Source organism: Campylobacter sp. IFREMER_LSEM_CL2151, assembly GCF_025771725.1.
Lineage (GTDB): Bacteria > Campylobacterota > Campylobacteria > Campylobacterales > Campylobacteraceae > Campylobacter_D > Campylobacter_D lari_C.
The window spans coordinates 47958-72037 of the sequence record NZ_JAKMQT010000008.1 but is presented as its reverse complement, the minus strand read 5'-3'; the positions used below and the strand labels follow the sequence as shown (position 1 = coordinate 72037).

Annotated in this window: 22 protein-coding genes, 1 tRNA gene and 2 pseudogenes; 12 read left to right on the top strand and 13 right to left on the bottom strand. The window is 30.8% G+C overall.

From position 1 onward, the window contains the following. Window positions 1–2: 2 nt before the first annotated feature. Genes L8V82_RS06920 through tig form a run of 5 tightly spaced genes read right to left on the bottom strand, consistent with a single transcriptional unit; the run spans window position 3 to window position 4993 of the window. Window positions 3–1511, bottom strand: coding sequence for a YifB family Mg chelatase-like AAA ATPase (locus L8V82_RS06920; RefSeq protein ID WP_263724456.1), 1509 nt, complete (start codon window positions 1509–1511; stop codon window positions 3–5). After that, window positions 1508–2032: a peptide deformylase gene (gene def / locus L8V82_RS06915; RefSeq protein ID WP_039642414.1), complete on the bottom strand. Its 525-nt coding sequence runs from the start codon at window positions 2030–2032 to the stop codon at window positions 1508–1510. Before def ends, L8V82_RS06920 begins: the two co-directional genes overlap by 4 nt. Beyond that, window positions 2029–3069 carry a GGDEF domain-containing protein gene (locus L8V82_RS06910; protein WP_263724455.1) on the bottom strand — a complete coding sequence of 347 codons (1041 nt, stop codon included), beginning with the start codon at window positions 3067–3069 and terminating at the stop codon, window positions 2029–2031. Before L8V82_RS06910 ends, def begins: the two co-directional genes overlap by 4 nt. A 14-nt stretch (window positions 3070–3083) precedes the next feature. Continuing rightward, on the bottom strand, window positions 3084–3674 hold the full coding sequence (gene clpP, locus L8V82_RS06905) for an ATP-dependent Clp endopeptidase proteolytic subunit ClpP (RefSeq protein ID WP_087699173.1): 591 nt from the start codon (window positions 3672–3674) through the stop codon (window positions 3084–3086). Continuing rightward, window positions 3674–4993 (bottom strand): trigger factor, encoded by a 1320-nt coding sequence (gene tig / locus L8V82_RS06900; RefSeq protein WP_263724454.1) that lies wholly within the window; start codon window positions 4991–4993, stop codon window positions 3674–3676. The genes clpP and tig overlap by 1 nt, the downstream gene beginning before the upstream one ends. 109 nt (window positions 4994–5102) lie before the next feature. Here tig and folE point away from each other — a divergent pair, with 109 nt between their 5' ends. The 10 genes from folE to L8V82_RS06850 all read left to right on the top strand — a co-directional run bounded on the left by folE (window position 5103) and on the right by L8V82_RS06850 (window position 13795). Continuing rightward, window positions 5103–5675, top strand: coding sequence for a GTP cyclohydrolase I FolE (folE, locus tag L8V82_RS06895; RefSeq protein ID WP_012662169.1), 573 nt, complete (start codon window positions 5103–5105; stop codon window positions 5673–5675). Continuing rightward, window positions 5675–6985, top strand: coding sequence for a flagellar protein export ATPase FliI (fliI, locus tag L8V82_RS06890; protein ID WP_263724453.1), 1311 nt, complete (start codon window positions 5675–5677; stop codon window positions 6983–6985). The genes folE and fliI overlap by 1 nt, the downstream gene beginning before the upstream one ends. A 54-nt stretch (window positions 6986–7039) precedes the next feature. Further along, window positions 7040–7528: a hypothetical protein gene (locus L8V82_RS06885; RefSeq protein ID WP_263724452.1), complete on the top strand. Its 489-nt coding sequence runs from the start codon at window positions 7040–7042 to the stop codon at window positions 7526–7528. Between the two features lie 53 nt (window positions 7529–7581). Beyond that, entirely contained in the window at window positions 7582–7761 is a 180-nt protein-coding gene (locus L8V82_RS06880) for a putative motility protein (RefSeq protein WP_087699165.1), read from the top strand. Window positions 7762–7838: 77 nt separating this feature from the next. Further along, window positions 7839–8984, top strand: coding sequence for a hypothetical protein (locus L8V82_RS06875; protein WP_263724463.1), 1146 nt, complete (start codon window positions 7839–7841; stop codon window positions 8982–8984). Window positions 8985–9111: 127 nt separating this feature from the next. Beyond that, window positions 9112–10290 carry a NifS family cysteine desulfurase gene (locus L8V82_RS06870; RefSeq protein WP_263724451.1) on the top strand — a complete coding sequence of 393 codons (1179 nt, stop codon included), beginning with the start codon at window positions 9112–9114 and terminating at the stop codon, window positions 10288–10290. 10 nt (window positions 10291–10300) lie between these two features. After that, the gene (locus L8V82_RS06865) at window positions 10301–11272 is read left to right on the top strand and encodes an iron-sulfur cluster assembly scaffold protein (protein WP_263724450.1); all 972 of its coding nucleotides are present in this window, start codon (window positions 10301–10303) and stop codon (window positions 11270–11272) included. Between the two features lie 81 nt (window positions 11273–11353). Next, the gene (gene nhaA, locus L8V82_RS06860) at window positions 11354–12514 is read left to right on the top strand and encodes a Na+/H+ antiporter NhaA (RefSeq protein ID WP_263664068.1); all 1161 of its coding nucleotides are present in this window, start codon (window positions 11354–11356) and stop codon (window positions 12512–12514) included. Beyond that, window positions 12511–13665: a Na+/H+ antiporter NhaA gene (gene nhaA, locus L8V82_RS06855; protein WP_263674998.1), complete on the top strand. Its 1155-nt coding sequence runs from the start codon at window positions 12511–12513 to the stop codon at window positions 13663–13665. Before nhaA (L8V82_RS06860) ends, nhaA (L8V82_RS06855) begins: the two co-directional genes overlap by 4 nt. Window positions 13666–13720: 55 nt before the next feature. Continuing rightward, window positions 13721–13795 (top strand) — tRNA-Glu (locus L8V82_RS06850). Between the two features lie 220 nt (window positions 13796–14015). Here L8V82_RS06850 and L8V82_RS06845 read toward each other — a convergent pair. Genes L8V82_RS06845 through L8V82_RS06820 form a run of 6 tightly spaced genes read right to left on the bottom strand, consistent with a single transcriptional unit; the run spans window position 14016 to window position 18921 of the window. Beyond that, a complete protein-coding gene (locus L8V82_RS06845) occupies window positions 14016–14642 on the bottom strand; it encodes a trimeric intracellular cation channel family protein (RefSeq protein WP_263724449.1) in 627 nt (208 codons plus the stop codon). 35 nt (window positions 14643–14677) lie between these two features. Continuing rightward, entirely contained in the window at window positions 14678–15721 is a 1044-nt protein-coding gene (locus tag L8V82_RS06840) for a Cj0069 family protein (RefSeq protein ID WP_263724448.1), read from the bottom strand. A gap of 54 nt (window positions 15722–15775) precedes the next feature. Then, on the bottom strand, window positions 15776–16864 hold the full coding sequence (aroC, locus tag L8V82_RS06835; RefSeq protein ID WP_263724447.1) for a chorismate synthase: 1089 nt from the start codon (window positions 16862–16864) through the stop codon (window positions 15776–15778). Beyond that, window positions 16861–17529 (bottom strand): ribonuclease III, encoded by a 669-nt coding sequence (rnc, locus tag L8V82_RS06830; protein ID WP_257904746.1) that lies wholly within the window; start codon window positions 17527–17529, stop codon window positions 16861–16863. Before rnc ends, aroC begins: the two co-directional genes overlap by 4 nt. After that, complete coding sequence (gene rnhA / locus L8V82_RS06825) at window positions 17522–17962, bottom strand: ribonuclease HI (RefSeq protein ID WP_039668930.1); 441 nt, start codon at window positions 17960–17962, stop codon at window positions 17522–17524. Before rnhA ends, rnc begins: the two co-directional genes overlap by 8 nt. Next, on the bottom strand, window positions 17959–18921 hold the full coding sequence (locus L8V82_RS06820; protein WP_263724446.1) for a hypothetical protein: 963 nt from the start codon (window positions 18919–18921) through the stop codon (window positions 17959–17961). The genes rnhA and L8V82_RS06820 overlap by 4 nt, the downstream gene beginning before the upstream one ends. Window positions 18922–18995: 74 nt before the next feature. On the opposite strand from L8V82_RS06820, the gene dnaG reads away from it, so the two are divergent. Together dnaG and L8V82_RS06810 are read left to right on the top strand one after the other, a co-directional pair. Next, entirely contained in the window at window positions 18996–20783 is a 1788-nt protein-coding gene (dnaG, locus tag L8V82_RS06815; protein ID WP_263724445.1) for a DNA primase, read from the top strand. A 65-nt stretch (window positions 20784–20848) separates the two neighbouring features. Continuing rightward, window positions 20849–21832, top strand: a complete 984-nt coding sequence (locus L8V82_RS06810; protein WP_214135261.1) for an MnmA/TRMU family protein — start codon at window positions 20849–20851, stop codon at window positions 21830–21832. A gap of 23 nt (window positions 21833–21855) precedes the next feature. Here L8V82_RS06810 and L8V82_RS07815 read toward each other — a convergent pair. Further along, window positions 21856–22236: pseudogene (locus L8V82_RS07815) on the bottom strand (methyl-accepting chemotaxis protein); the annotation flags it as partial. Window positions 22237–23304: 1068 nt separating this feature from the next. Further along, a pseudogene (locus tag L8V82_RS07810) lies at window positions 23305–23940 on the bottom strand (PDC sensor domain-containing protein); the annotation flags it as partial. Window positions 23941–24080: the final 140 nt, after the last annotated feature.

The following is a 24080-nucleotide window of genomic DNA, read 5'->3' as shown; positions in this document are numbered from 1 at the left end:
TCCTATGTAGTTCTCATTCTAAAACTTAATGCTTTTAAAATATGAGTTTTTAAAATCAACTCACTTTGCTCTAAATCTGCAATGGTTCTTGCTACTTTTATGGTTTTATTTACCCCTCTTTGAGAAAGATTATATGAATTTATAGCCTTTTGTAAAATTTCGTTCGCAGTAGAATCTAAAATACAAAATTGTTTCAGCTGCTCATCATTTAATTTAGCATTAAATTCTTCTTGTTTTCTTTGTTTTTGAAATAAAAATCCTTTAAAAACCATTTCACTCATTTGCTTAGAAGTCAAGCTTGTTTTATCTTCATGCGAAATCTCATCCATAGCTACATAAAGATCAATCCTATCTAAAATAGGAGATGAAATTTTATTTTTATATTTTTTAATTTCCATCTCTTGGCAACGACATACAAGACTTTTAGAAAACAAATTTCCACAAGGACAGGGATTTTGCGCACAAGCAAATAAAAATTTAGTTTCATAAATTACTTTAGTATTAACTCTTGAAATAAGAATTTTAAAATCCTCTAGCGGCTCTCTTAAACTTTCTATGATTTGTTTTGAAAAATGGGGAAACTCATCAAAAAACAAAACCCCTCCATTTGCAAGTGCTATTTCTCCTATCTTAGCATTTTTAGTTCCTCCGCCAAAAATACTAGCTCTAGTGCTTGTATGATGAGGACTTCTAAAAACCCTACTAGCACTAAAATCATCATCTAAAGAATTTAATGACTTATAGGCATTTTGGGCTAAAATTTCTTTCAAACTTTGTGGTGGCATGATGAAAGGAAGTCTTTTAGCGCACATACTTTTACCACTACCTGGACTACCTTCAAATAAAATATTATGCATACCCAAAGCTGCTATTATGCAAGCAAATTTAGCATTTTCTTGACCCTTAACTTCTTTAAAATCATAAGGGTAAATAGAATTTTTTATATATTTTTGATTATTAATTTCTATGGCATTTTCAAACAAAGGATGAGCATTATTTATATGATAATTCTCATAATTTTTTTCTTTAAAAAAATCCATAGCTTGGGCTAAATTTTCCAAAGCATAGATTGTTAAGTTAGGTATCATCGAAGCTTTTTGCGCTATGGCTTTTGGTACTACTACTTTGGCATTTTGTACTTTTGCACTTAAAAAAAGCAAGATAGAAAATAAACTAGCAGTACTTTTTATACTTCCATCTAATCCAAGTTCTCCAAAAACAAAAAAGTCATCTAAATTTTCTTTTTGAAATAAAATCAAAATCGCAATAGCCAAATCAAAATGAGAGCCATTTTTAGGGATATCTGATGGACTAAGATTGATAGTGATTTTTTGTGCTGGGAAATTAAAATTTTGACTTAATAAAGTTGCCTTAACTCTTTCTGTGCTTTCTTTGATGGTAGAATTTGCAAGGCCTACTATACTAAAACCTGGCAAACCTCTTGTGAAAGTTGATTCTACATCGATAATATCAAGCTCTGTAGAAAAACTTGCACATTTTAGTTTTTTCATTTGTTCTTTTTGGATTTTTTCTTAAAGTCTTTATCAAATTTTTGGCGTTTTAAAAAAGAAAGTTTTTCTATAAATAAATGTCCATCAAGATGATCAACTTCATGTTGAATAGCCACTGCTAAAAAATCATGCGCTTGTAAACTTTGTGGCTTTCCAAACCTATCTTGATAATCAAGTTGTATATTTTTATAGCGCATTACATCTTCATAAAAACCTGGTATGCTTAAACAACCCTCGTTGCAAGAAATTTTTTCATCATCTAAAGGTGTTATAATGGGATTAATAATTTCTAAAAGAGTTTGCTTATCTTCTTTTTGCTCACCTTCTTCATCACCAATATCTACAAGCAAAGCTCTAATTGGCACATCAACTTGAATAGCAGCTAAACCTACGCCCTTATTAGCTATCATTGTTTCATACATATCATCTAAAAGTATATGTAAATCTTTATCAAAATTTTCTACTTTTTTTGACTCTAAAAATAATCTTGGATTAGGATAGGTAATTATCTTTCTTATCATTTTTCTTTTTCCACTATTATAAAGGGTTCTAAATTTTTTCCTGAATCTTTTAAAGCTTCAATGCATTTTTCTATTAATTCTTCACCCTTGCTATCTTGATTAACAGCACTTATAGCCACTTCAACATCTACATCTATTTCTTTATCTGCTAGGAAAAAATTTGAATTTTCTAAAGATTCTAAAATTTTATTGCATATTTCTTGTGCTTTTTCTAAATTTGTATGAGAAATCATCATAGCAAAAATATTGTTTCCACAATGAGCAACTATATCACTTGAAGAGACATTTTTACTAAAAATTCTACACACGCCTTTTAAAAAAGCATTTTTTTCTTTTTGAGTATAAGTTTGCTCAAGAATTTCTTCTTTTACTCTAAAAAATATTAAGGAAGTATGATAGTTATATTTTGCATTACTTTCAATGCTTTTTTCTAAATTTTCTAAAAAGTATTTTTTATTATAAACTCCAAATTTAGAATCAAAATCACTTTGCTCTTCTATATGTTTATAAGTTTGTCTAACCTCATCAAAATTTTCTTTAATCTCATCTGAATATTTATCTAAAATACTAGAAAATCTTGAAAGATCTGCTTCAAGCGCGTGAATCACATTAGATACTGCTAAATTTCCTGTGCTAATTGCAAGTTCTGAATTACGTCTTCTTAGCATATCTTTAACTGTTTCAAGATGCCTATAAATCATAGCAATGTATTGCAATAATGCCGAAGTAGAACTAAAACTTTTTTTGATTTCTTGCTCTATATTTGCACGTTTGATACCATCATCATTTTGCTCAAATTCCATAATCTCACTAACTTTTTTCTTAAAAGCTACCGGACGTTCTTCAAGCATTTTTTGAAAATAAACTCCGTAATTAGTTGGCGTTGGAGGTACATTATCTTTCACAAGCTCAGTCAAAATAGACTTTGCAAATTTTTCAAATTCACCTCCACTAATTTTTTGAATTTTTGGAGCTTCTTTGGCTGGAGTTGGATCGCTACTTAAATTTAAATCGGCAAATAAATCATCATCTAACATTGCTATGTTTTTCCTTATTTAAAACTTTTTTCCAAAACCTTATCGATTAAGCCATATTCTTTAGCCTCTACTGCACTCATAAAAAAATCTCTATCGGTGTCTTTTTCTATTTTAGAAAGTTTTTGTTTGGTGTTTTTAGCCAAAATATCATTTAAAATTGCTTTTAATCTTAGAATTTCTTTTGCTTGAATTTCTATATCAGTTGCTTGTCCTCTTGCTCCACCTAGTGGTTGATGGATCATAATTCTTGAATTTGGTAAAGCAAATCTTTTCCCTGGAGCACCACAACTTAGCAAAAATGCACCCATTGAAGCAGCTTGACCAATACAAATAGTACTTACATCAGCTTTAATATAATTCATTGTATCATAAATACTAAATCCACTAGTTACAACCCCACCTGGTGAGTTAATATAAAGATAAATATCTTTTTGAGGATCTTCAGCCTCTAAAAACAAAAGCTGAGCTACGATAGAAGCAGCAAGATCATCATTGATCTCGCCACTTAGCATGATAATTCTATCTTTTAAAAGTCTTGAATAAATATCATAACTTCTTTCGCCTCTGCTTGTTTTTTCAACCACATAAGGTATGTATGAGCTCATTATTTTTCACTTTCTTTTTCAGTTTTCTTTTTGTCATTTTTTTTGAAAATATCAGCAAAAAGTTTTTCTTCAATTAAAGACATTTTAATGGCAGGCAATGCACCTTGTTTTTTGTAATTGTCTAAATGTTCTTGTGGGTTAAAGCCATATCTATAAGCTTCAAAATAAATCGCTTGGATTAATTCTTGATCGCTTACTGTAACATTTCTAAGTTTTGCTAGCTCATCTATAATGAAAGTTAATTTTACGCTTTTTTGTGCATCTTCTTTGAAACTTTCTCTTTTTTCTTTATATTTAGCCTCATCTTTAAATTCTTTTAATTCTTCTTCGCTTAAAGTTCTCAAAGAGCTTCTAAATTGCATATCTGTTTCTTGTTCTACTATATTTCTTGGTAAAACAAAGTCAAACTTAGCTACCAAAGCTTCTGCAAATTGATTTTTAAGCTCATCATTGATAAGTTTAAAGATTTTTTCATTTTTTAGTTGCTCTTTTAATTTTGCATCTAATTTTTCAACACTTGGTTCTTTTTCTTCAGGCAACAAGCTTTTTAAAAGCTCTTCATTTAATTCAGGTAATTTAAGTTCTTGAATTTCATGAATTTTTACTTTAAATACTGCATCTTTTCCTGCTAAATGCGCTGCGCCATATTCTTTTGGAAAAGTTACATTAATATCTTTTTCCTCACCTGCTTTTAAACCAACCATACCTTCTTCAAATCCTGGTATGAATTGTTTTGAACCAATTTCTAAAACATAATTTTGAGCTTTTCCACCATCAAAAGCTTTACCATCAACAAAACCTTCAAAATCAAATTTAGCAAAATCGCCTTCTTTTAAAGCTCTTGCTTCTTTAATCGCTTCAGGAGTAGCAAATCTTTTTAATAATTCTTCTTTTTTTGCATCAATTTCTTTTTGAGTTACTTTTGGTGTATTATAAGTTGGAATTAGTTCTTCATATCCATCTAATTTTACTTCTGGCCTAAAAGATAATACCATTTGAGCCTCAATAGCACCATCTTTTCTATCAAATTTTTCAAAATATGGCTCACCTACTAAATCTTTAGCCTCTTTTTGAACTTCTTTTAAAGCACCATCTACAGCATTTCTTAAAAGATCTTGCTCCGCATCTCTTGTAAGCTCTTTTTCATATCTTTTAAGTATAGCAGCAACAGGAACTTTTCCTGCTCTAAAACCATCCATTTTCATAGTTTTAGACGCTTTTTTAGCTAATTTTTCAACTTCTGCTTTAATAGCTCCTTGAGCAATTTTCACAGTAGCATTTGCATTTGCAAAATCAATTAGTTTTGCTGTAACTTCCATAATATTTTCCCTTTTTAAATAAAATTTTTTGATAATATACCAAAATTTTCCTTATCACTTTATATAAAAATAAAAATATGTTAAAATTTTAATTTTTGATGGAGAAAAAATGCAAGAAAAATTTGAACAATCAGTAAAAAATATGTTAGAAATTATCGGGGAAAATCCACAAAGAGAAGGGCTTTTAAAAACTCCTACAAGAGTTTTTAAGGCTTTTGAATTTTTAAATAGCGGTTATAAACAAGATCCAAAACAAATACTAAATGATGCCTTATTTGAAAGTTCAAACAATGAAATGGTTTTAGTAAGAGATATAGAATTTTACAGTCTTTGCGAACATCATCTTTTGCCTTTTTTTGGGCGCGTGCATGTTGCGTATATACCAGATAAAAAAGTCGTAGGACTTAGTAAAATTCCTCGCCTTGTGGAAGTTTTTGCAAGACGCTTACAAATTCAAGAACAACTCACAGAGCAAATCGCAGAAGCACTAATGGAACATGTAGGTGCAAAAGGCGTTGGGGTGGTTATTGAAGCAAGACATATGTGTGTTGAAATGCGTGGGGTGCAAAAGGCAAATTCTACCACTAGCACTTCAGCATTAAGAGGTAGTTTTTTAAAAAGTGAAAAAACGAGAAAAGAATTTTTTACCTTAATTAACTCAGCAAAACAGGTTAGATTTTAATGGGTTTAGAAAAACTTCGTAGCAAAATTGTTTCACAAAATCTTGCTAGTGTTTTTGGACAAATTACTAAAATTTCAAGTACTAGTATAGAAATAAATGGTTTAAAAACTAGCATAGGTGATATTATTAAAATAGTTTCTAGTGAAGATGAGAGCAAAGAAGCTATGGCTATGGTGGTAGAAGTAGATGAGAATTTAAGTTATTTAAGTCCTTTTGGTTTTGTGGAAGGTTTTAAAATAGGCGATCGTGCTTTTATTAATGATGCGGGTATGCAAATAGGTGTTAGTGATAAACTTTTAGGAAGAGTGGTTGATCCTTTTATGCGACCAAAAGACGGTAAAGGACCTATTGAGGCAAGTAAATTTATGCCTATTATGCGTGCACCTATTGATGCAATGAAACGAGGTTTGATAGAAGAAGTTTTTCCAGTAGGTGTTAAAACAATAGATGCACTTTTAACTTGCGGGGTAGGACAAAAGCTTGGGATTTTTGCAGGAAGTGGGGTAGGAAAATCAACCCTTATGGGTATGATAGTAAAAAATTCCAAAGCTCCGATTAAAGTCATAGCTTTAATAGGGGAACGTGGTAGAGAAATTCCTGAATTTATACAAAAAAATCTTGGTGGTAAACTTGATGATACTGTCATAATCGTTGCAACAAGTGATGATAGCGCGCTGATGAGAAAATACGGAGCATTTTGCGCTATGAGTGTGGCTGAGTATTTTAAAGAACAAGGCAAAGATGTGTTATTTATCATGGATAGTGTAACGCGTTTTGCTATGGCTCAAAGAGAAATAGGCCTAGCTCTAGGTGAGCCTCCTACGACAAAAGGCTATCCGCCAAGCGTTTTAAGTCTTTTACCTCAGCTTATGGAGCGCGCAGGAAAAGAAGAAGGTAAAGGCACTATAACGGCTTTTTTTACCGTGTTAGTTGATGGAGATGATATGAGTGATCCAATAGCCGACCAAAGCAGATCAATACTTGATGGCCATATAGTACTTAGTCGCGAACTTACTGACTTTGGAATTTATCCGCCTATAAATATACAAAATTCAGCCTCAAGAGTTATGGGGGATATTATTAGTGATGAACACAAACTAGCTGCTAGAAAATTTAAGCGTTTAAATTCTTTGCTTAAAGAAAATGAAGTTTTACTTAGAATTGGTGCTTATCAAAAAGGTACCGATAAAGAACTCGATCAAGCCATTGCTAAAAAAGACTTTATGCAACAATTTTTAAGTCAAAATCCTGAAGAAAGTTTTGAATTTGAAGATACGATTAATATGCTAAAGATGATTGATATGCAATAATTGGAATGATTTTTGCTTTTTTTATGATAAAAAGTCATGAAAAAAGGATGGATCATGTCAAATGTAACGTTTTTAGATCATCAGCAAAACTTAGGTTTAAAATATACTGATATTTGTCAAAATATTTTTGAAAGAGAAATCTTTACACATATGTTTTTAGAGTGTGTAAGCTTTGTTTTACTAGAAGATAAAGCTAAGTTAAAATACTTAAAGATTATTAATTCAAAAGAAGAATTTATCGTTGAATTTAAAATTAATAATCAAAAAAAATCTTTTATTATCAATGATAAAAAAAGCTTGAATGCAGAATTTAGTGCAAAAAGAATGATTCAAGATGAGTACGAAAGAGAAGTAGCTAGAATTTATCAAATAGAAAGATATTTAAAAACACAAAGCAATCTTCAAAATTTTTCTAGCGAAATTAGTGCTACTATGAAAAATCTTTTTAAAGATATGGATGAGTTTAAAAACTATATCGATATGCTTGAAGCAAAAGAAAACACTCACAATCACTACTTATCAAAAATTTATAATATAGCTTAATATTAACCAAACTTTGCCGATAATATTACTAATCCAAACAAAAGGAGTATGTTATGGGCGAAGTTACTAACAATCAAGCAAGTTTAATGCTTAACATTGCAACTACTATGATGAAAAAAACCATAGAAGCCAATGAAAATGCAGTAATGCAAGTACTTGAAGGCGTAAATGCAAACCCTACTCCAACTACTACTCCTAGCACTAGTTCAGGATTACTTGACATTTACGCTTAATTTTTCTCTTCGATTCAAAAATTTTGGCATAGCTTTTGCTTTTTTAAAGCTAAGCAATATTTTTGAAGAGAAGAGTTATGTTTGTAAATTCTAATGTTAATCCGTATCAGAATTTTGCAAATTATCCTTTTGCAAAAACTGGACACGCAGAAGAAAAAAAAGAAAATACCAATATTAAAAGTGATTTACTTGATATAAAAGGTTCTAATTTAGATTATAAAGTAACTTATGCAAGTGAATTTGGTTTTAGAATTAATGAGCAAGGTTTTTTTGAAAAAGATCTTAATAAAACAGCTGCTTTACCTCTTGATTATGATATTAATATAAAAAGTATAAGAGAAATTTCAAAACAACTTATAAAGCTTGATGAGAATTTAAACTACAACAAAATAGACTTACCAAGACTTTTAAACACTTATCACAATACATTAAAAACTATAAATCCACAGTTTCAAAACAATGACAATGATTTTTTAAGTAAAACGCAAATTTCTGAGTTAAATCAAGGTTATAGCTATACTTATGAAGGAAAAATTTTAAAAGTTTATGAAAATGACAAAAGCTTACAAAATGCAAAAGAAACAAATAAAAATCTAAATACCTTAATGCTTGATAATAAAATAGGAGATTTTGCATTCAATGCGAGCATTGAAAACACAGCTAGTAATCCTATTATAAAACCTTATTTAAATAAACAAGGGGAGGTTTCTAAAAGTGGATTGCTGCTCAATTATATTTATCATGATTTAAAAGAACAAAATCACAATAAAGCTAATTTTTTTCTATCGCCTATTGAGTTAGATATGTCTTCTAATGTAAATTTTCAAAAACTCATGAGAGGTCAAATGAGCATGCAAGATTATCTAAGTGAAAGCAACAAAGAAAAAATGAGTTTTGATTTATACTTACATATTAATGGGGTAGATAAAAACAATACTTCAGAAGATAAACTTTCAGTTTTCTTTCAACAATACATTAACTATCAGCATAATATCAATATGCAAGAATTTGCCAATTCAAGCTCTATTTATAGTCTTTATAGTGAGCAAATTAGCAAAGATTTTGAAGCTTTAAAAAAAGAGTTCAATCAAAATGATTCTAATATAGACCTTGAAAAAATAAACACCCAAAAAGAACTTTTAGATACTCAATTTTTAGAAAATCGCAAAAGACAAGCAAGTATTAATAAAATTTTACACTCTTATTTAAATGCTATGGCTTAAACTTGTGCTAAAATAATAACAAAAATTTTTGCACAAGTTAAAAACTTACTTGATTTAATATTAAATTTAATATTTTAGTGTATATTAACAAAAAAGATAAAAATTATCCTAATTAAAGGAGTATAATTTGAAAGTATATTTAGATAACAATGCAACAACACAGCTCGCACCAGAAGCTTATGAGCTTATGAAACCTTTTTTAAAAGAACATTATGGCAATCCAAACAGCCTTCATCAATGGGGTAGTGCAACTCATCCTGCTTTAAAAGAAGCTATGGATAAACTTTATGCAGGACTTGGAGCAAGCGATTTAGATGATATCATTATCACTTCCTGTGCTACAGAGAGTATTAATTGGGTATTAAAAGGTGTGTATTTTGATAGAATTTTAAATAGCGATAGAAATGAAATAATTATTTCTAGTGTAGAACATCCTGCAGTAGCAGCTAGTGCTATGTTTTTAAAATCTTTAGGAGTAAAAGTCATAGAACTTGGCGTTGATCATGAGGGTGTTTCTAGTGTAAAAGATTTAAAAGAAGCTATTTCAGATAAAACTGCGCTAGTAAGCATTATGTGGGCAAATAATGAAACTGGCATGATTTTTCCTATAGAAGAAATGGCTCAAATTGCTCATGAATATGGAGCATTATTTCATACTGATGCAACTCAAGCTGTTGGGAAAATCAAGGTTAATTTTGCAAAAGCTGGGGTTGATTTTGCTTCATTTTCTGCACATAAATTTCATGGTCCAAAAGGTGTAGGTGGACTTTATATTAAAAAGGATATAGAATTAACTCCGCTTTTACATGGTGGTGAACATATGGGTGGTAGAAGAAGTGGAACCTTAAATGTACCATATATTATAGCAATGGCAGAAGCTTTAAGAATTGCAAATACTATGCTTGATTTTGAAAACTCACACATTAGAAGATTAAGAGATAAATTAGAAGATTTAATTTTAGCTATGCCTGATACAAGTGTAGTTGGGGATAGATCAAGAAGGGTTCCTAATACCATCTTAGCAAGTATTAAAGGTGTAGAAGGCGAAGCTATGCTTTGGGATTTAAACAAAAATGGTATAGCAGCAAGCACTGGTTCAGCCTGTGCTAGCGAAGCACTTGAGAGTAATCCTATCATGGAGGCAATTGGTGCTGAAAATGATTTAGCTCATACTGCTCTAAGACTTTCTTTATCAAGATTTAACACAGAAGATGAAATTGATTATGCAGCAGAGCAAATAAAAAAAGCAACGCAAAGACTTAGAGCAATCTCAAGTACTTATGCATATAAGCCTGAAAATATTTAAAGGATAAAAAATGGCAAAGAATAATTTAATTGGCGGATCAATTTGGGATGAGTATTCTCAAAAAGTACAAGATAGAATGAATAACCCTCAACATATGGGTGAATTCACACAAGAAGATGCACAAAAAGCAAATGCAAAACTTATTGTTGCAGATTTTGGAGCTGAAAGCTGTGGCGATGCGGTTAGGCTTTATTGGTTAGTGGATGAAAAAACTGATAAAATCATTGATGCTAAATTTAAAAGCTTTGGCTGTGGTACAGCAATAGCAAGTAGTGATACTATGGTTGATCTTTGTATAGGTAAAACTGTAGATGAGGCTGTAAAAATTACAAATTTAGATGTTGAATTTGCTATGAGAGATAACCCTGAAACTCCTGCAGTTCCACCGCAAAAAATGCACTGTTCGGTTATGGCTTATGATGTTATCAAACAAGCTGCAGCGCATTATAAAGGTGTTAATCCTGAAGACTTTGAAGATCAAATTATAGTTTGTGAGTGTGCTAGGGTAAGCCTTGGAACCATCAAAGAAGTAATCAAACTAAATGATTTACATACAGTAGAAGAAATCACGCAATTTACTAAAGCAGGTGCTTTTTGTAAATCTTGTGTTAAGCCTGGAGGACATGAGAAAAAAGATTATTATCTTGTAGATATTTTAGCTGAAACTAGGGCTGAAATGGAAAGAGAAAAGCTAAAAGATCAAAGCAAAGCCGATATTGCTTTTGATGATATGACCATGGTTAAACAACTAAAAGCAGTAGAGGCTGTTTTAGATAGCGATGTGCGTCCTATGTTACACGGTGATGGTGGAGATTTGGAAGTAATCGATATCCAAAAAAGTGAAAATAAAAATATAGATATATACATACGTTATCTTGGAGCATGTAGTGGCTGTTCAAGTGGAAGTGGTGCAACCTTATATGCTATAGAAAATATCTTACAAGAAGAACTTAGTCCAAACATACGCGTTATACCTGTTTAAGCAGTTTTTCTGCTTAAACTTTAAATTTCAAGCCTTTTTATGTTAAAATAACACGTTAATAAAAATTTAAAAAGGCTATTTATGCAAAGACTTCAAACCTTTGTTAAAAGTGAAACTTTTCCTGGTGTTTTGCTAATATTTTTTACCGTACTTGCACTCATTTTACAAAATAGTTCTTTAACGGATCAATATACCAATTTTTTAAATATTCCTTTTGGTTTTCAAGCAGGAAGTTTAGAAATTTTCAAACCTTTGCTTTTGTGGATTAATGATGGACTTATTGCGATTTTTTTCTTTGCCATAGGGCTTGAATTAAAATATGAAGTTACAAGAGGACAACTCAATAGTATAAAAGCTATGTCTTTACCTGTATTTGCTGCACTTGGCGGTATGATAGTACCTGCTTTGATTTTTGCGTTTTTTAACTATAAAGATCCTTTTGCTTTGCAAGGTTGGGCTATACCAACAGCTACTGATGTGGCTTTTGCGGTTGGCATTTTAATGCTTTTAGGCAAAAGAGTGCCTACTTCTTTAAAATTATTCTTACTTTCTTTAGCTATTTTTGATGACTTGGGTGCGATTATTGTGATTGCTTTATTTTATACAAGTGAACTTTCAGTTTTTGCTATGATTGCTGCCTTAGTGTGTATTTTAGCACTTTATTTGCTAAATCATTTCCATGTTACCAAAAAATCTTTTTATATCATCATAGCTATAGTATTTTGGATAAGCATGTTAAAAAGCGGGGTGCATGCGACTTTGGCGGGTGTGATTACTGCTTTATTTATACCACTTCAAACAAAAAGTGGTGAGTCTTTTTTAAAAGAAATAGAACATGACTTAGCGCCTTGGGTAAGTTATTTCATCTTGCCTATTTTTGCTTTTGCAAATGCAGGCGTTGATTTAAAAGATATGGATCCAAGCTTTATGTTTTCTTCGGTTAGCTTAGGTATTATTTTAGGATTATTTTTAGGAAAACAAATAGGTGTCTTTTTATTTTCATATATTAGTATAAAACTAGGCTTAGCAAAACTTCCACAAAATGTTAATTTCAAACAACTTTACGGGGTTTGTATACTCACAGGTATAGGTTTTACTATGAGCTTTTTTATAGACGGCTTAGCTTATCAAAATAGTGACATTTTTGCGTATTCAGACAAGCTTGCTATTTTAGTAGCTTCATTATTAAGCGCTATAGTTGGATATGCTTACTTAAAACTTATTTATAGTTTTAAAAAATGAAATTGAAAAGTTTCCAAAACTTTTTATCACTTGAAATTTTAGGAGGATTGTTGCTTTTATTAGCAACAATCTTTGCCCTACTACTTAAAAATAGTCCTTATGGACAACACTATATGGATTTTTTAAGTGTAGAAATGGGTGTAAAAGTAGGTGCTTGGGAACTTTTCAAGCCTTCTTTATTGTGGATTAATGATGGTCTTATTGCAATCTTTTTCTTTGCCATAGGACTTGAATTAAAAAAAGAATTTGTTCAAGGAGAGTTTAAAACTCTTAGTAATATTACCCTACCCTTAATGGCTGCTATAGGCGGTATAGTTGTCCCTGCTTTAATATTTTGTGCTATCAATTTTAACGATGCTTATGTTTTAAAAGGTTGGGCTATACCTACTGCAACTGATACTGCATTTGCTCTAGTTATACTTGCAATGCTAAAACAACGCATACCAAGTTCTTTAAAAATATTCTTAGTATCTTTAGCAATTTTTGATGATGTAGGAGCTATTTTAATCATTGCTATTTTTTATACAGGAGAGCTTTCCACTTTAGCTTTTTTTGTTGCCTTTTGCTGTATTGTAGGTTTATTTTTACTTAATCGCTTGGGTAATGAAAGAAAATCATTTTATTATATACTTGGAGCATTGCTTTGGCTTAGTGTGTTAAAAAGTGGAGTGCATGCAACTTTAGCAGGTATCATCACAGCTTTATTTATACCTGTATTTACAAAAAACAATCATGCTTTATTAGAGGAAATCGAGCATGGTTTAAAATTTTGGATAGCTTTTATAATACTACCACTTTTTGCTTTTGCCAACGCAGGGGTTGATCTTTCAAAAATTGAAGCACATATGCTATTTAGCGGTGTAAGTGTAGGGATTTTCTTGGGCTTATTTGTTGGAAAACAACTAGGTGTATTTGGCTTTGCTTATATGGCAATTAAACTTAAACTTGCAAAACTGCCAAAAGATGCTAATTTTAAACAACTCTATGGAGTTTGTATACTCACAGGCATAGGCTTCACCATGAGCTTTTTTATAGACGCCCTTGCCTATGAAGTAAGTGATATATTTAATTTTGTAGATAATTTTGCTATTTTACTAGCTTCCTTAGCTTCAGGTGTATTTGGCTATTTTTATCTGCGTTTTGTAAAATAATTAAGCTTTTTTTAAATTAAATAAGATATAATTTCATTTCTTAATTTAATGTTTTGGCCCATTCGTCTAGCGGTTAGGACATCGCCCTTTCACGGCGGTAACACGAGTTCGAGTCTCGTATGGGTCACCACTTTTAACTTCTAATTACAAAAATATTTATAAATAGCAATTTTCCATAACTAAGCTTGATTTGCAATCAATACATCAAATAAATATTTTAAAAATAAAAAATATAAATAAATTTTACCTACTAACAAGCTTGTAAGATTTTATGAAAAATATGGTGGAATTTTTATTGAAAATATTATGGATAATGAAGCTTGCTCTTTAAGAGTTTATAAGATAGAATTTTAACTTTCTTTATTTTCTCCATCCTTAAAAGAAAATATAGGCAAACTTAAACCATAATATATCGCTAAAAGTCTTGCTATGGTTCCCACAATCAATGAAGCAAGAATTACCCATAACTCATCTACGCCCAAAATATACAATATATAATACAAAGCCCCTGTTAATATAGCAACACCCGCATAAATTTCTTTTTGAAATACAAGTGGTATCCTAGCGCATAGTATATCTCTTAATATCCCACCAAATACACCAGTAATCACAGCTGAACTCACAGCCACTATAAAACCATACCCCATTTCTATTGCAATTTGTGCACCTAAAACACTAAAAACAACCAAACCTATAGCATCTAAAATCAAAAAAAGTTTTTCAAGCCTTATAACATATTTAGCAATTTTTGTTGTAATCATAGCTGCAACACAAATTAAAATCACATACTCAGGAGTTTTAATCCAAGTTAGCGGATGATGATCAAGTAAAATATCTCTAATCGAACCTCCGCCAATAGCTGTTACCAAAGCTATAAATATCACTCCAAAAAGATCCATTTTATGTCTTCCTGCAGCAATAGCTCCTGTCATCGCATCAACAGTAATTCCGATAATATAAAGTATAGTTAAAAGCATAATGAGTTTAAAAAAAACCCTTGTTAAAACAAGGGTTAATTTTTACTTACGATATCAATGATATTTTGAGCTACTTTTTTAGCAATAGGCTCAACAAATTCAGCAGGAGAGGTAAATCCTACACAAGAGCAATTAATCTCACCTAAAACATATTTATCTTTACCATTCTCATCTGTATCTAAGATAAAATCGGCAGTCCAAATCAAAGGAATATCATAATTTCCAAGTTTTGAACGAATTTCAGGTAAGGTTGCTAAAAACCAATCTACTAATTCTTGCCAATCTTTTGGCTCATCATATCTGTATTTTGCACCCGAAAAAAGTGTAGCAGAGAACGCATCAGCACCTTCTGCAGGCTTTTTATGCACTACATAAATTGGAGTATGATAAAGCATTAAAATTCTAATTTCACCTTCTTTAATACGCGATAAGAAAGTCATATCTACAAGCATACCATTGTCACCTATAATGTATTGCTCACAAAAGTCCATAAACTCACCAAGTTCTCTTTCTTCTGTGTGATTATCTTTTGCTTCTGTGCATTTGATTTTTGCATTTAATGGCACGCTCACAGCTCCTGCTGGTAGCTCATCTATCAATCTCACACGCCAAATTCCCTCACCCGTTGAGCCACGATTTTGTTTTAAAACCCTCTCACCCTTTGCTAAAGTTTTTGGGAAACTTTCTTTAAAAGTTTTAATATCATAATACGCATAAGTATCTTCAGGTACTAAAGCTGTTTTATTAAGCTTAGTAAGTGCATCTTTAGCGCCATATCCTATCATCGCATCAGGATGAGGCATACCTATAACACCATTTGCACAAAGTTTTCTAAGCATATCAAAATACTCATTTTCTTCTTTTAAATTTCCTGGGTTGATTCTAGAAACATAAGCATCAGCATTGTTTTTTACATATTCATAAATTTCATCTTTTTTCTCTACTTCAAAAAAGATAACCTCAGCATTCCAACCTTGTTCTTTTAAGGCATTTACCATAGGCATAGTGTCTTTTCTGTGGCCATCTTCACCTTTATCGCTACCACCTCTAACTTCAAAAAACACAATATTTTTTTTCATATTTCTCCCTTTTTAAAGATATTTTATCATCATATCTAAATAAGTATTAAATTTTTATTTATTTTTTACATAAACTCGTTGTAAATTTTGCAAATTTGAGCTTGCATTTAAAAGCAAAGCATCAGCCATGCAAATTGCCACCATAGCATTTACTACAACACTACCCCTTATACCCACACAAGGATCATGTCTACCTTGCAACTCGTGTATAATATTTTCTCCTTGAATATTTTGTGTTTGTTGGGGTAAAAATATAGAAGGGGTTGGTTTAAAATATGTTTTTATATCAATAAAATCCCCATTAGAAATTCCACCTAAGATCCCACCGCTATGATTGCTTAAAAACACCCCATCTTTTAGCTCATCATTATTTTGACTTCCATACATATAGCTACTTTGAATGCCACTTCCTATTTCTATAGCTTTAACCGCATTGACTCCCATAATTGCATGAGCAAGTTTAGAATCAAGCTTATCATACAAAGGCTCACCTAAGCCTTTTATAGGGTTTTTTACTCTAGTAAAAACTCTAGCACCTATGCTGTTTTTAGCTTTTTTAGCTTTTAAAATTTCATCTTTAAAACTTTGCTCTAAATTTTTATCTAAAGCATAAACTTCACTATTTTTAGCATAATCAAAATCAAACTCATCATTACTAAGTTTGCTATCAATACTTCCTACCCCAAAAACCCCACTCATTATCTCTATGTCAAATTCTTTTAAAAGCATTTGTGCCACAGCTCCTGCTGCTACTCTTGCTACACTTTCTCTAGCACTGGCTCTTCCACCGCCTCTATAATCTCTAATGCCATATTTATGATAATAGGTAAAATCGGCATGCGCTGGACGAAATACATCTTTTTCATAATCTTTTGAACGTGTATTTTCATTATACACCAAAACACTTATAGGGGTTCCTGTTGTATAACCCTCAAAAACCCCACTTAAAACTTGAGCTTTATCTTCTTCTTTTCTAGGGGTGCTAAATTTATTTTGACCAGGTTTTCTTTTATCTAGCATTTCTTGTAAAAAATCAAAATCAAACTTCACTCCTGCTGGCATACCATCTATTATACAACCTATAGCTTGACCATGAGATTCACCAAAGCTTGTAAATTTAAATCTTACTCCAAAACTATTCATAGTTTTCCTAATTTCTCAAGTGCGATTTTAGCACATTGTTGTTGGGCTTCTTTTTTACTACCTGCTGTAGATCTTGCTACTTCTATGCCTTGAATTTTCACTGCGATTTCAAATTGCTTTTTATGATCAGGCCCAAAAGCTTTCACCACTACATACTCAGGTGTACCTGCCATATTTGCTTGTGTAATTTCTTGAAGTCTTGTTTTATAGTCTTTAAATAAACTTTGTGTGTCAATATGAGGATAAACTTCATTAAGCAAATTTAATGCTATATTTTTGGTTTTTTCAAAACCTATTTCTAAATACAAAGCCCCCATTAGTGCTTCAAAAGCATCAGAAAGTATGGAAGGTTTATTGCGTCCATCGTTATTTTCTTCTGCGATAGACATAAAAATACATGCTCCAAGATCAAGTTTTTGCGCTAAAGTTGCAAAAGATTTTTCATTTACCAAAGCTGCTCTAAGTTTAGAAAGATTTCCTTCTGAGTCTTTTTGAAATTTAAAAAACAAAAACTCCCCTACCACTAAATCCATCACAGCATCGCCTAAAAACTCTAATCTTTCGTTATTATAAGGCTTTTTATAGCTTTTATGCGTCAAAGCTTCGATGAGTAATTGCTCATTTTTAAAATGATAATTTAGTCTTTCTTGGAGTTTTTTAAGCATTTATTGACCTTTCTTCTTGGAGCTTTAAGGCTGCATTTCTTGCTAATTCATCGCAACGCTCATTTAATTCATGGCCATTGTGTGCTTTGATCCAAAAAGCAGTTATTTTATGATCTTTAGCTACATTTAAATACTCTTTCCAAAGATCAATATTTTTTTTACCCTTAAAATCTTTTTTTACCCAACCTTCAAGCCATTCATTAATACTTTGCACCATTAAATTTGAATCTGTGTATAATTTTACCTCACATGGTTCTTTTAAAGCTTTTAAAGCCTCTATAATAGCCATTAACTCCATGCGGTTATTTGTTGTATTCTCACACGCCCCACTTTGTTCTTTTTGATGATTTTTATAAGTTAAAACATAAGCCCACCCTCCAAAGCCAGGGTTGTTTAAACAAGAACCATCAGTATAAATTTCAATATTTTTCAAGCTTTTACCTCATAATAAATCTCGCATTTTCCAAATTCATAACAAAATGGACAATGATAAAAAAACAAAGGACTTTGATTTTTACAATTATTACACACATAAGTAAAGCTAAGATTTGCACTTAGCTCATTATCGTTTAAAATTTTTAAAATTTTTAGTTTATGATTTTTAATAGAAATAGCTTTTGTGCTTAAATTTTTTGCATAAAAAAACTCATGGTATTTTTCATCTTCAAGATTAAGCGGACTTTTGCATTCATTAAGCAAATCAATGACATTTTCAAATTGAGGCATTTGAGTAAATTTATCTTTATAATGCAAAAAGCAAAGTCTTAAAATATACTCATTATCTTTGCTCAAAGCTAAAATTTCTTTTAGTTTTTGCTCTTGCTCTTTAGAACTTGCTTGAATTTTCAAAGCCTTTATCAAAGCTTTTTCTGCATATATATTTTCTCCTAGCTCAAACAAACACTCTAAAACATCTAAAACCTTATCATAATCTTTGAGTTTTAAATAAACAATTTTTAAAAGTTTTAAGCTTTCTTTATTGCGCGCTTTGATTTTTAAAGCATTCAATAAAGCCTCTACACTACGCTCTAAAAACCCTGCTTTTAAATAAACTTGTGCTAGTGAAAAAAAGATAAATTCTTTTTGGCTTGCTTCATTTGCTTTTTGCAAAGCTATGAGATAAATCCCCACAGCTTTTTCAAATTCACCACTTTTGGTAAAAATTTGAGCTAAGAAATTTAAATTTTCTATACTTAAATTAGCATTTTTTAAAATTTGTTGGTGTGTAGAATTAATTTCAAATTTTTTTACAAAACGATCAAGTTTGCTTTTTTGGTCTTTACTTGCAAAAATACGCCATATATAATGTGAGCTAGCTATGATAAAAACCAAAGCAGTTAAAACAATAAGACCAAATAAAGGATCGCGGTATTCTACAAAGAAAAAATCCATAACCTTACAACTTAATTTTCAAATTTATAACAATTATAGCTAAATGCTTATATAATTTTCTTTAAGGTTTAAAGATGATAGAACAAGCAAGTATAGAACAACTTTTACAAAAAACAGATATTGTTGATATCATAGCTCATTATGTTGAAGTAAAAAAACAAGGCTCAAGCTATGTTTGCGTTTGTCCTTTTCATGATGATAAAAATCCTAGTATGCATATTAATTCTATTAAAGGATTTTATCATTGTTTTGCATGCAAGGCTGGGGGTAATGTTTTTAAATTTGTAATGGATTATGAGAAATTAAACTTTGTTGAAGCAGTGGAAAAAGTTGCTTCATGGAGTAATTTTTCACTTACTTATACCTCGCAAAAACAAGATAATAAAAAATCCATCATTCATATCTTGCCTACTCTTAATGCTTTTTATAAACAAAACCTAGCTAAAAACAAAGAAGCTTTAGCTTATCTTTATAAAAGAGGCTTAAATGATGAGGATATTAGAACCTTTGAGCTAGGCTTTGCGCCAAGTTCCAATGAAACACTAAGACTTTTACAAAATGAGCAAATCACTCAAGAAGAAGCTTTAGAGGTAGGTGCGATAAAACAAAATGAAAATGGCGCTTATGCAAGTTTTATCAACCGCATTACTTTTAGCATTTATGATCATAAAAATTTACTCATAGGCTTTGGTGGTAGAACTTTAGATGAAAACAATATGGCTAAATACGTTAATTCTCCCCAAAGCAAACTTTTTGATAAATCACGCGTTTTTTATGCACTCAATTTAGCAAAAGACGCCATTTACAAACAAAAAGAAATGATAATTTGCGAGGGCTATATGGATGCTATAGCCTTTCATAAAGCAGGATTTAAAAATGCTGTAGCAGTTTTGGGAACCGCTTTGGGTGAAAATCACATACCTTTGATAAAAAGATTAGAAGCAAGAGTGATTTTGTGTTTTGATAATGATAATGCAGGGCTTAATGCTGCTGTGCGTTCAGCACATTTGCTAAGTTTAGCAAAAATTGATGGAAAAGTAGTCTTAATAGAAGGTGGAAAAGATCCGGCTGAACTTGTAGCAAGCCATCAAGAAAAATTACTTTTTAATATTTTAGAAAAAGGCATAGAGCTTGGAGAATTTTATATAAGAAGTTTGATTGCAAGTTGTGATTTAAGCTCAGCACTTAGCAAACAAAAGGCTTTAGAAGAGGTACAAAAATACACTTTTAATCTTGAGTCTTTAGTAGCAAATTCTTACACTACCTTAGTAGCAAATCTTTTGGGTGTAAATATTAATGATATTAAACTTTCTAAAAATACAAGAAAAAACATAAACTTTACTAATCCCATCAAACAAAGTAAAATCAATAATATAAGCGAGTTAGAGCTTTTGAAATTTTTATATGAAAATAATGAAACCATAGGGCTTTTTAAACTTTTAAGCGCAAAAGAATATTTTTTACACCAAGATATTACTAAAGCTATTTTAGAGCAAAAAAACTTTGAAGATCCTAGCATAAGAGAGCTTTATGAATTTGAAAATATCAAAAACTTAAGCAATTTAGAAGAATTTTTATATGCTATTTGTAAGATCAACCTTGCATATTTTAATAAATTAAAAAGTTTAAATTTAAAACAAGCCTTTAAAAAACAAATTTATAATTTACTCAATCAAAATTTAGAAAAAATCAAAAAAAGCTATCAAAATGATGAAGTTTTTTTAAACCATTTAATAGAAGTTTTAAAAAGCGTGCATTTTTTAGATGATGAGGAAAGCTTGGAATTATTTTTAAATAGACTACAAAAAAATATCAAAGATAAAAAAGCAATTCATTATAACTTTGAAGAAGAAGTTTTTTAAATAAAAACTTGCACAAAAATTAAAAAATATTCATTACAATATGCCAAAAATTTCGAAAGGAAAAAATGAAAGCATTAGCACTTTTTAGTGGTGGGCTTGATTCTATGCTTGCTATAAAACTCATAAGCTCTCAAGGCATAGAAGTAAAAGCTTTAAATATAAACATAGGCTTTGGTGGCACAAGTGATAAAAGCGAACTCATGGCAAAACGCGCTGCTATGGCAGGGGCTAGTTTTGAAATGATAGATGTAAGAAATGCTTATTTACAAGAAGTTTTATTTAACCCTCAATATGGATATGGAAAGCATTTTAATCCTTGTATAGATTGTCATGCTTTTATGTTTAAAACTGCTCTTTCAATGTTAAAAGATGAAAATGCAAGCTTTATCATCACAGGAGAAGTAGTTGGTCAACGCCCAATGAGCCAAAGAAATGATGCTATGGCCAAGGTTAAAAAACTAGCACTTGATGAAGAAGATTTAATCTTGCGTCCAATGTGTGCTAAAAATTTACCTCTAACCAAACCTGAGCGTGAAGGTTGGGTTGATAGAGAAAAACTAGAAAATATAAGTGGAAGAAGCAGAAAAAGACAACTTGAACTAGCCGCCAAATTTGGTTTTGAAGATTTTGAAAGTCCAGGTGGTGGATGTTTGCTCACACTTGAGAGTTTTTCAAATAAAATCAAAGATTTCATTAAATTTGATAAAAATATGCAAGTTAATGACGCTCAACTTTTAAAATACGGACGCCACTTAAGACTTCCAAATGGCTCTAAAATGATAGTAGGTAGAAATGAGCTAGAAAATCAATTTTTAAAAGAATTAAAAACTCAAAAATACGAAGAATTAAAACTTTTTGATTTAATAGGTGCTTATTCTTTAGTAGATGAAAATATTAATCCACAAGATCTTGAACTTGCTCTAAGCATAGCACTAACTTATGCTAAAACTCAAAATAATACAAAATACAAAATAGGCTTTAAAGATAAAATTTTCCAAAGTATGGCTTTTGAAGATAAAAATAAAATTCAAGAATATTTTATAAATTAAACTACCCTTTAAAGGGTAGTTTTTTAGAATTTCTTTCTTCTAACCTCTGCTACAATATCAGCTGACATAGAATCAACTTCATTTGCTACAGAATTAGTTGCATGGGCAATTTGTGAGTTTTCTTTAGTTAAACCATCAATTACTGAAACAGATTGATTAATTTGTGAAATTCCTAAAGCTTGTTCTTTAATACTCTCACCCATTTCATTAATAGATTGAACTAAGATATTAGTATTAGCTTCAATCTCACCTAAAGACTTTTGAGTTCTTTCAGCTAGATTTCTAACTTCATCAGCAACAACAGCAAAGCCACGTCCATGCTCACCTGCACGTGCTGCTTCAATAGCTGCATTTAATGCAAGTAGGTTAATTTGATCTGCAATATCTCTAATAACATCAGTTACATCTTTAATATCACTACTTTGTTTAATAACCTCTTCAGTTCTTGCTGCTACTGCATTCATAGAAGCACTCATCTCTTCAACTGCAGCGGCACTTTCTTGTAAAGAATCAGCTTGTTTTTGCGCACCTTCATTAAGTTTTAATACGCTTTCTTTTAAAGAATCAGCCTTAGTTTGAAGCATTTCGCCTTGACTTAGAGAAGCTTGAAGCATTTTTCTAATCTCTGCACCTACCGCATTAAGTGATTTTTCTATCTCACCTTCTGCATTTTCAAGTTTATCTGAAAAATCAAGATTTTGAAAACTTGCAAATACTCTTTCTATTTCATTTAAATCTTTACCAATTTTCATTTGCATATCATCAAGCATTTTGTTTAATACTTCTTTTAATTCTACAAGTTTTGGATTTACAGGATTTGCTTCTATCCTTTGAGTGAAATATCCTTTTTCTATTTCACAAGAAACTTCTAAGATGTTTTGCACAGTGATATCATCTTTTTCTAAACAAGTATGAATATACTGAACATTATCATTAATCACACCGGCCATTTTACCAATTTCATCATTATATCTAGGTTTCACAACCTCTACTGTTGAAATTTCATGATTTAAATATTTAAAGAATTTCATCATGTGTTCTTGTAATCTTGCAATTCTATTTGTTATTATAGTTTTCATGCTAATTCCAAGAACTAATATTATAATAACTATAGCAACTAAACCACTTATTAGTATAACATTTCTTAATTCAGCAATAGGCGCATCAATAACCTTTTGCGGTGCAACAGCAAGCATAGACCATAAAATTCCTGTATTAGGCCATACTTCAAAAACTCTTATTGCGCCATGATATTTCGAACCATCATCTGCAATATAATCAATACTTTTAACTTGTGCTTTTTGAATTACCTCAATAACATTACTTGCATTTTTATTTATATCAGTTATTTTTTTTGTAACAAAATCTGCATTTGGATGTGTAGCTATAACACCACCATTAGATAATAATATTCTTCTATCGCCTTCATATACAGATCTAGAAGGATCATTAAAATCATTAGCTAATACTTTCATATCAAATATCATACCAAGCACACCCAAAACTTTTCCGTGTTTGTCTACAAGTGGTGTGGCTATATTTGAACCAAATATTTTTTCGCCATTAATATTAAACCATCTTGGTTCTCCAAAATATAATTTATCGCCACCCATAATATGTTTAATACCCCTTAAAGACGATAAATCTTCACTTGCTTGTATAGTTTTCATACCACCAGGGTTCAATACATCTGAGTCTTTCATTAACACCATAAATTCATTCTTACTTGTGAAGTATTTATTATCTAAACCCATATTTTTATAAGTTGACCCATCTTTTAAATAATAATACCCATACGCAATAGTAGAGCTAGCATCTATAGTCTCACCAAGAATATTTTCTATTCTTTTTTCTGATATAGGACCCTCTTCAAGTAAGGTGTTGAAGATTTTTTGTGTTCCAATAGCAGAAATAAAAAATGATTTTATAGCAGCTTCAGCAGAATTTGTATAGCGAAAAACTGAAGTAACAAGCGTTTTGTCAATCTGCTGAGTTAAAGTGTTTGTAGATTTTTGTATAATCAACAAAGACAAACTAGCCAAAATTAAAACAACAGTTGACACTACAATAGCGATAACTTTTGTACTAAGTTTTAATTGCTTCCACATTAAGTACTCCTTAAATAAAGTAAGATATTTTTTATAATTATAAAAACTTATCATTAAATAAAAATAAAAAAATATTAACTAAAATAAAAAAATATTAAATATTTAATTATATTGCACAAATATCTATAATTATGGGGGGG

Excerpts from the sequence above, each read along its gene's own strand:
- L8V82_RS06865 (WP_263724450.1), top strand. The coding sequence starts at position 10,301 with ATGGCAAAGAATAATTTAATTGGCGGATCAATTTGGGATGAGTATTCT.
- L8V82_RS06875 (WP_263724463.1), top strand. The coding sequence starts at position 7,839 with ATGTTTGTAAATTCTAATGTTAATCCGTATCAGAATTTTGCAAATTAT.
- L8V82_RS06885 (WP_263724452.1), top strand. The coding sequence starts at position 7,040 with ATGTCAAATGTAACGTTTTTAGATCATCAGCAAAACTTAGGTTTAAAA.
- L8V82_RS06910 (WP_263724455.1), bottom strand. The coding sequence starts at position 3,069 with ATGTTAGATGATGATTTATTTGCCGATTTAAATTTAAGTAGCGATCCA.
- clpP (WP_087699173.1), bottom strand. The coding sequence starts at position 3,674 with ATGAGCTCATACATACCTTATGTGGTTGAAAAAACAAGCAGAGGCGAA.
- aroC (WP_263724447.1), bottom strand. The coding sequence starts at position 16,864 with ATGAATAGTTTTGGAGTAAGATTTAAATTTACAAGCTTTGGTGAATCT.
- L8V82_RS06920 (WP_263724456.1), bottom strand. The coding sequence starts at position 1,511 with ATGAAAAAACTAAAATGTGCAAGTTTTTCTACAGAGCTTGATATTATC.
- dnaG (WP_263724445.1), top strand. The coding sequence starts at position 18,996 with ATGATAGAACAAGCAAGTATAGAACAACTTTTACAAAAAACAGATATT.
- L8V82_RS06810 (WP_214135261.1), top strand. The coding sequence starts at position 20,849 with ATGAAAGCATTAGCACTTTTTAGTGGTGGGCTTGATTCTATGCTTGCT.
- rnc (WP_257904746.1), bottom strand. The coding sequence starts at position 17,529 with ATGCTTAAAAAACTCCAAGAAAGACTAAATTATCATTTTAAAAATGAG.
- L8V82_RS06845 (WP_263724449.1), bottom strand. The coding sequence starts at position 14,642 with ATGCTTTTAACTATACTTTATATTATCGGAATTACTGTTGATGCGATG.
- tig (WP_263724454.1), bottom strand. The coding sequence starts at position 4,993 with ATGGAAGTTACAGCAAAACTAATTGATTTTGCAAATGCAAATGCTACT.
- L8V82_RS06840 (WP_263724448.1), bottom strand. The coding sequence starts at position 15,721 with ATGAAAAAAAATATTGTGTTTTTTGAAGTTAGAGGTGGTAGCGATAAA.
- def (WP_039642414.1), bottom strand. The coding sequence starts at position 2,032 with ATGATAAGAAAGATAATTACCTATCCTAATCCAAGATTATTTTTAGAG.
- L8V82_RS06820 (WP_263724446.1), bottom strand. The coding sequence starts at position 18,921 with ATGGATTTTTTCTTTGTAGAATACCGCGATCCTTTATTTGGTCTTATT.
- fliI (WP_263724453.1), top strand. The coding sequence starts at position 5,675 with ATGGGTTTAGAAAAACTTCGTAGCAAAATTGTTTCACAAAATCTTGCT.
- L8V82_RS06880 (WP_087699165.1), top strand. The coding sequence starts at position 7,582 with ATGGGCGAAGTTACTAACAATCAAGCAAGTTTAATGCTTAACATTGCA.
- nhaA (WP_263664068.1), top strand. The coding sequence starts at position 11,354 with ATGCAAAGACTTCAAACCTTTGTTAAAAGTGAAACTTTTCCTGGTGTT.
- nhaA (WP_263674998.1), top strand. The coding sequence starts at position 12,511 with ATGAAATTGAAAAGTTTCCAAAACTTTTTATCACTTGAAATTTTAGGA.
- folE (WP_012662169.1), top strand. The coding sequence starts at position 5,103 with ATGCAAGAAAAATTTGAACAATCAGTAAAAAATATGTTAGAAATTATC.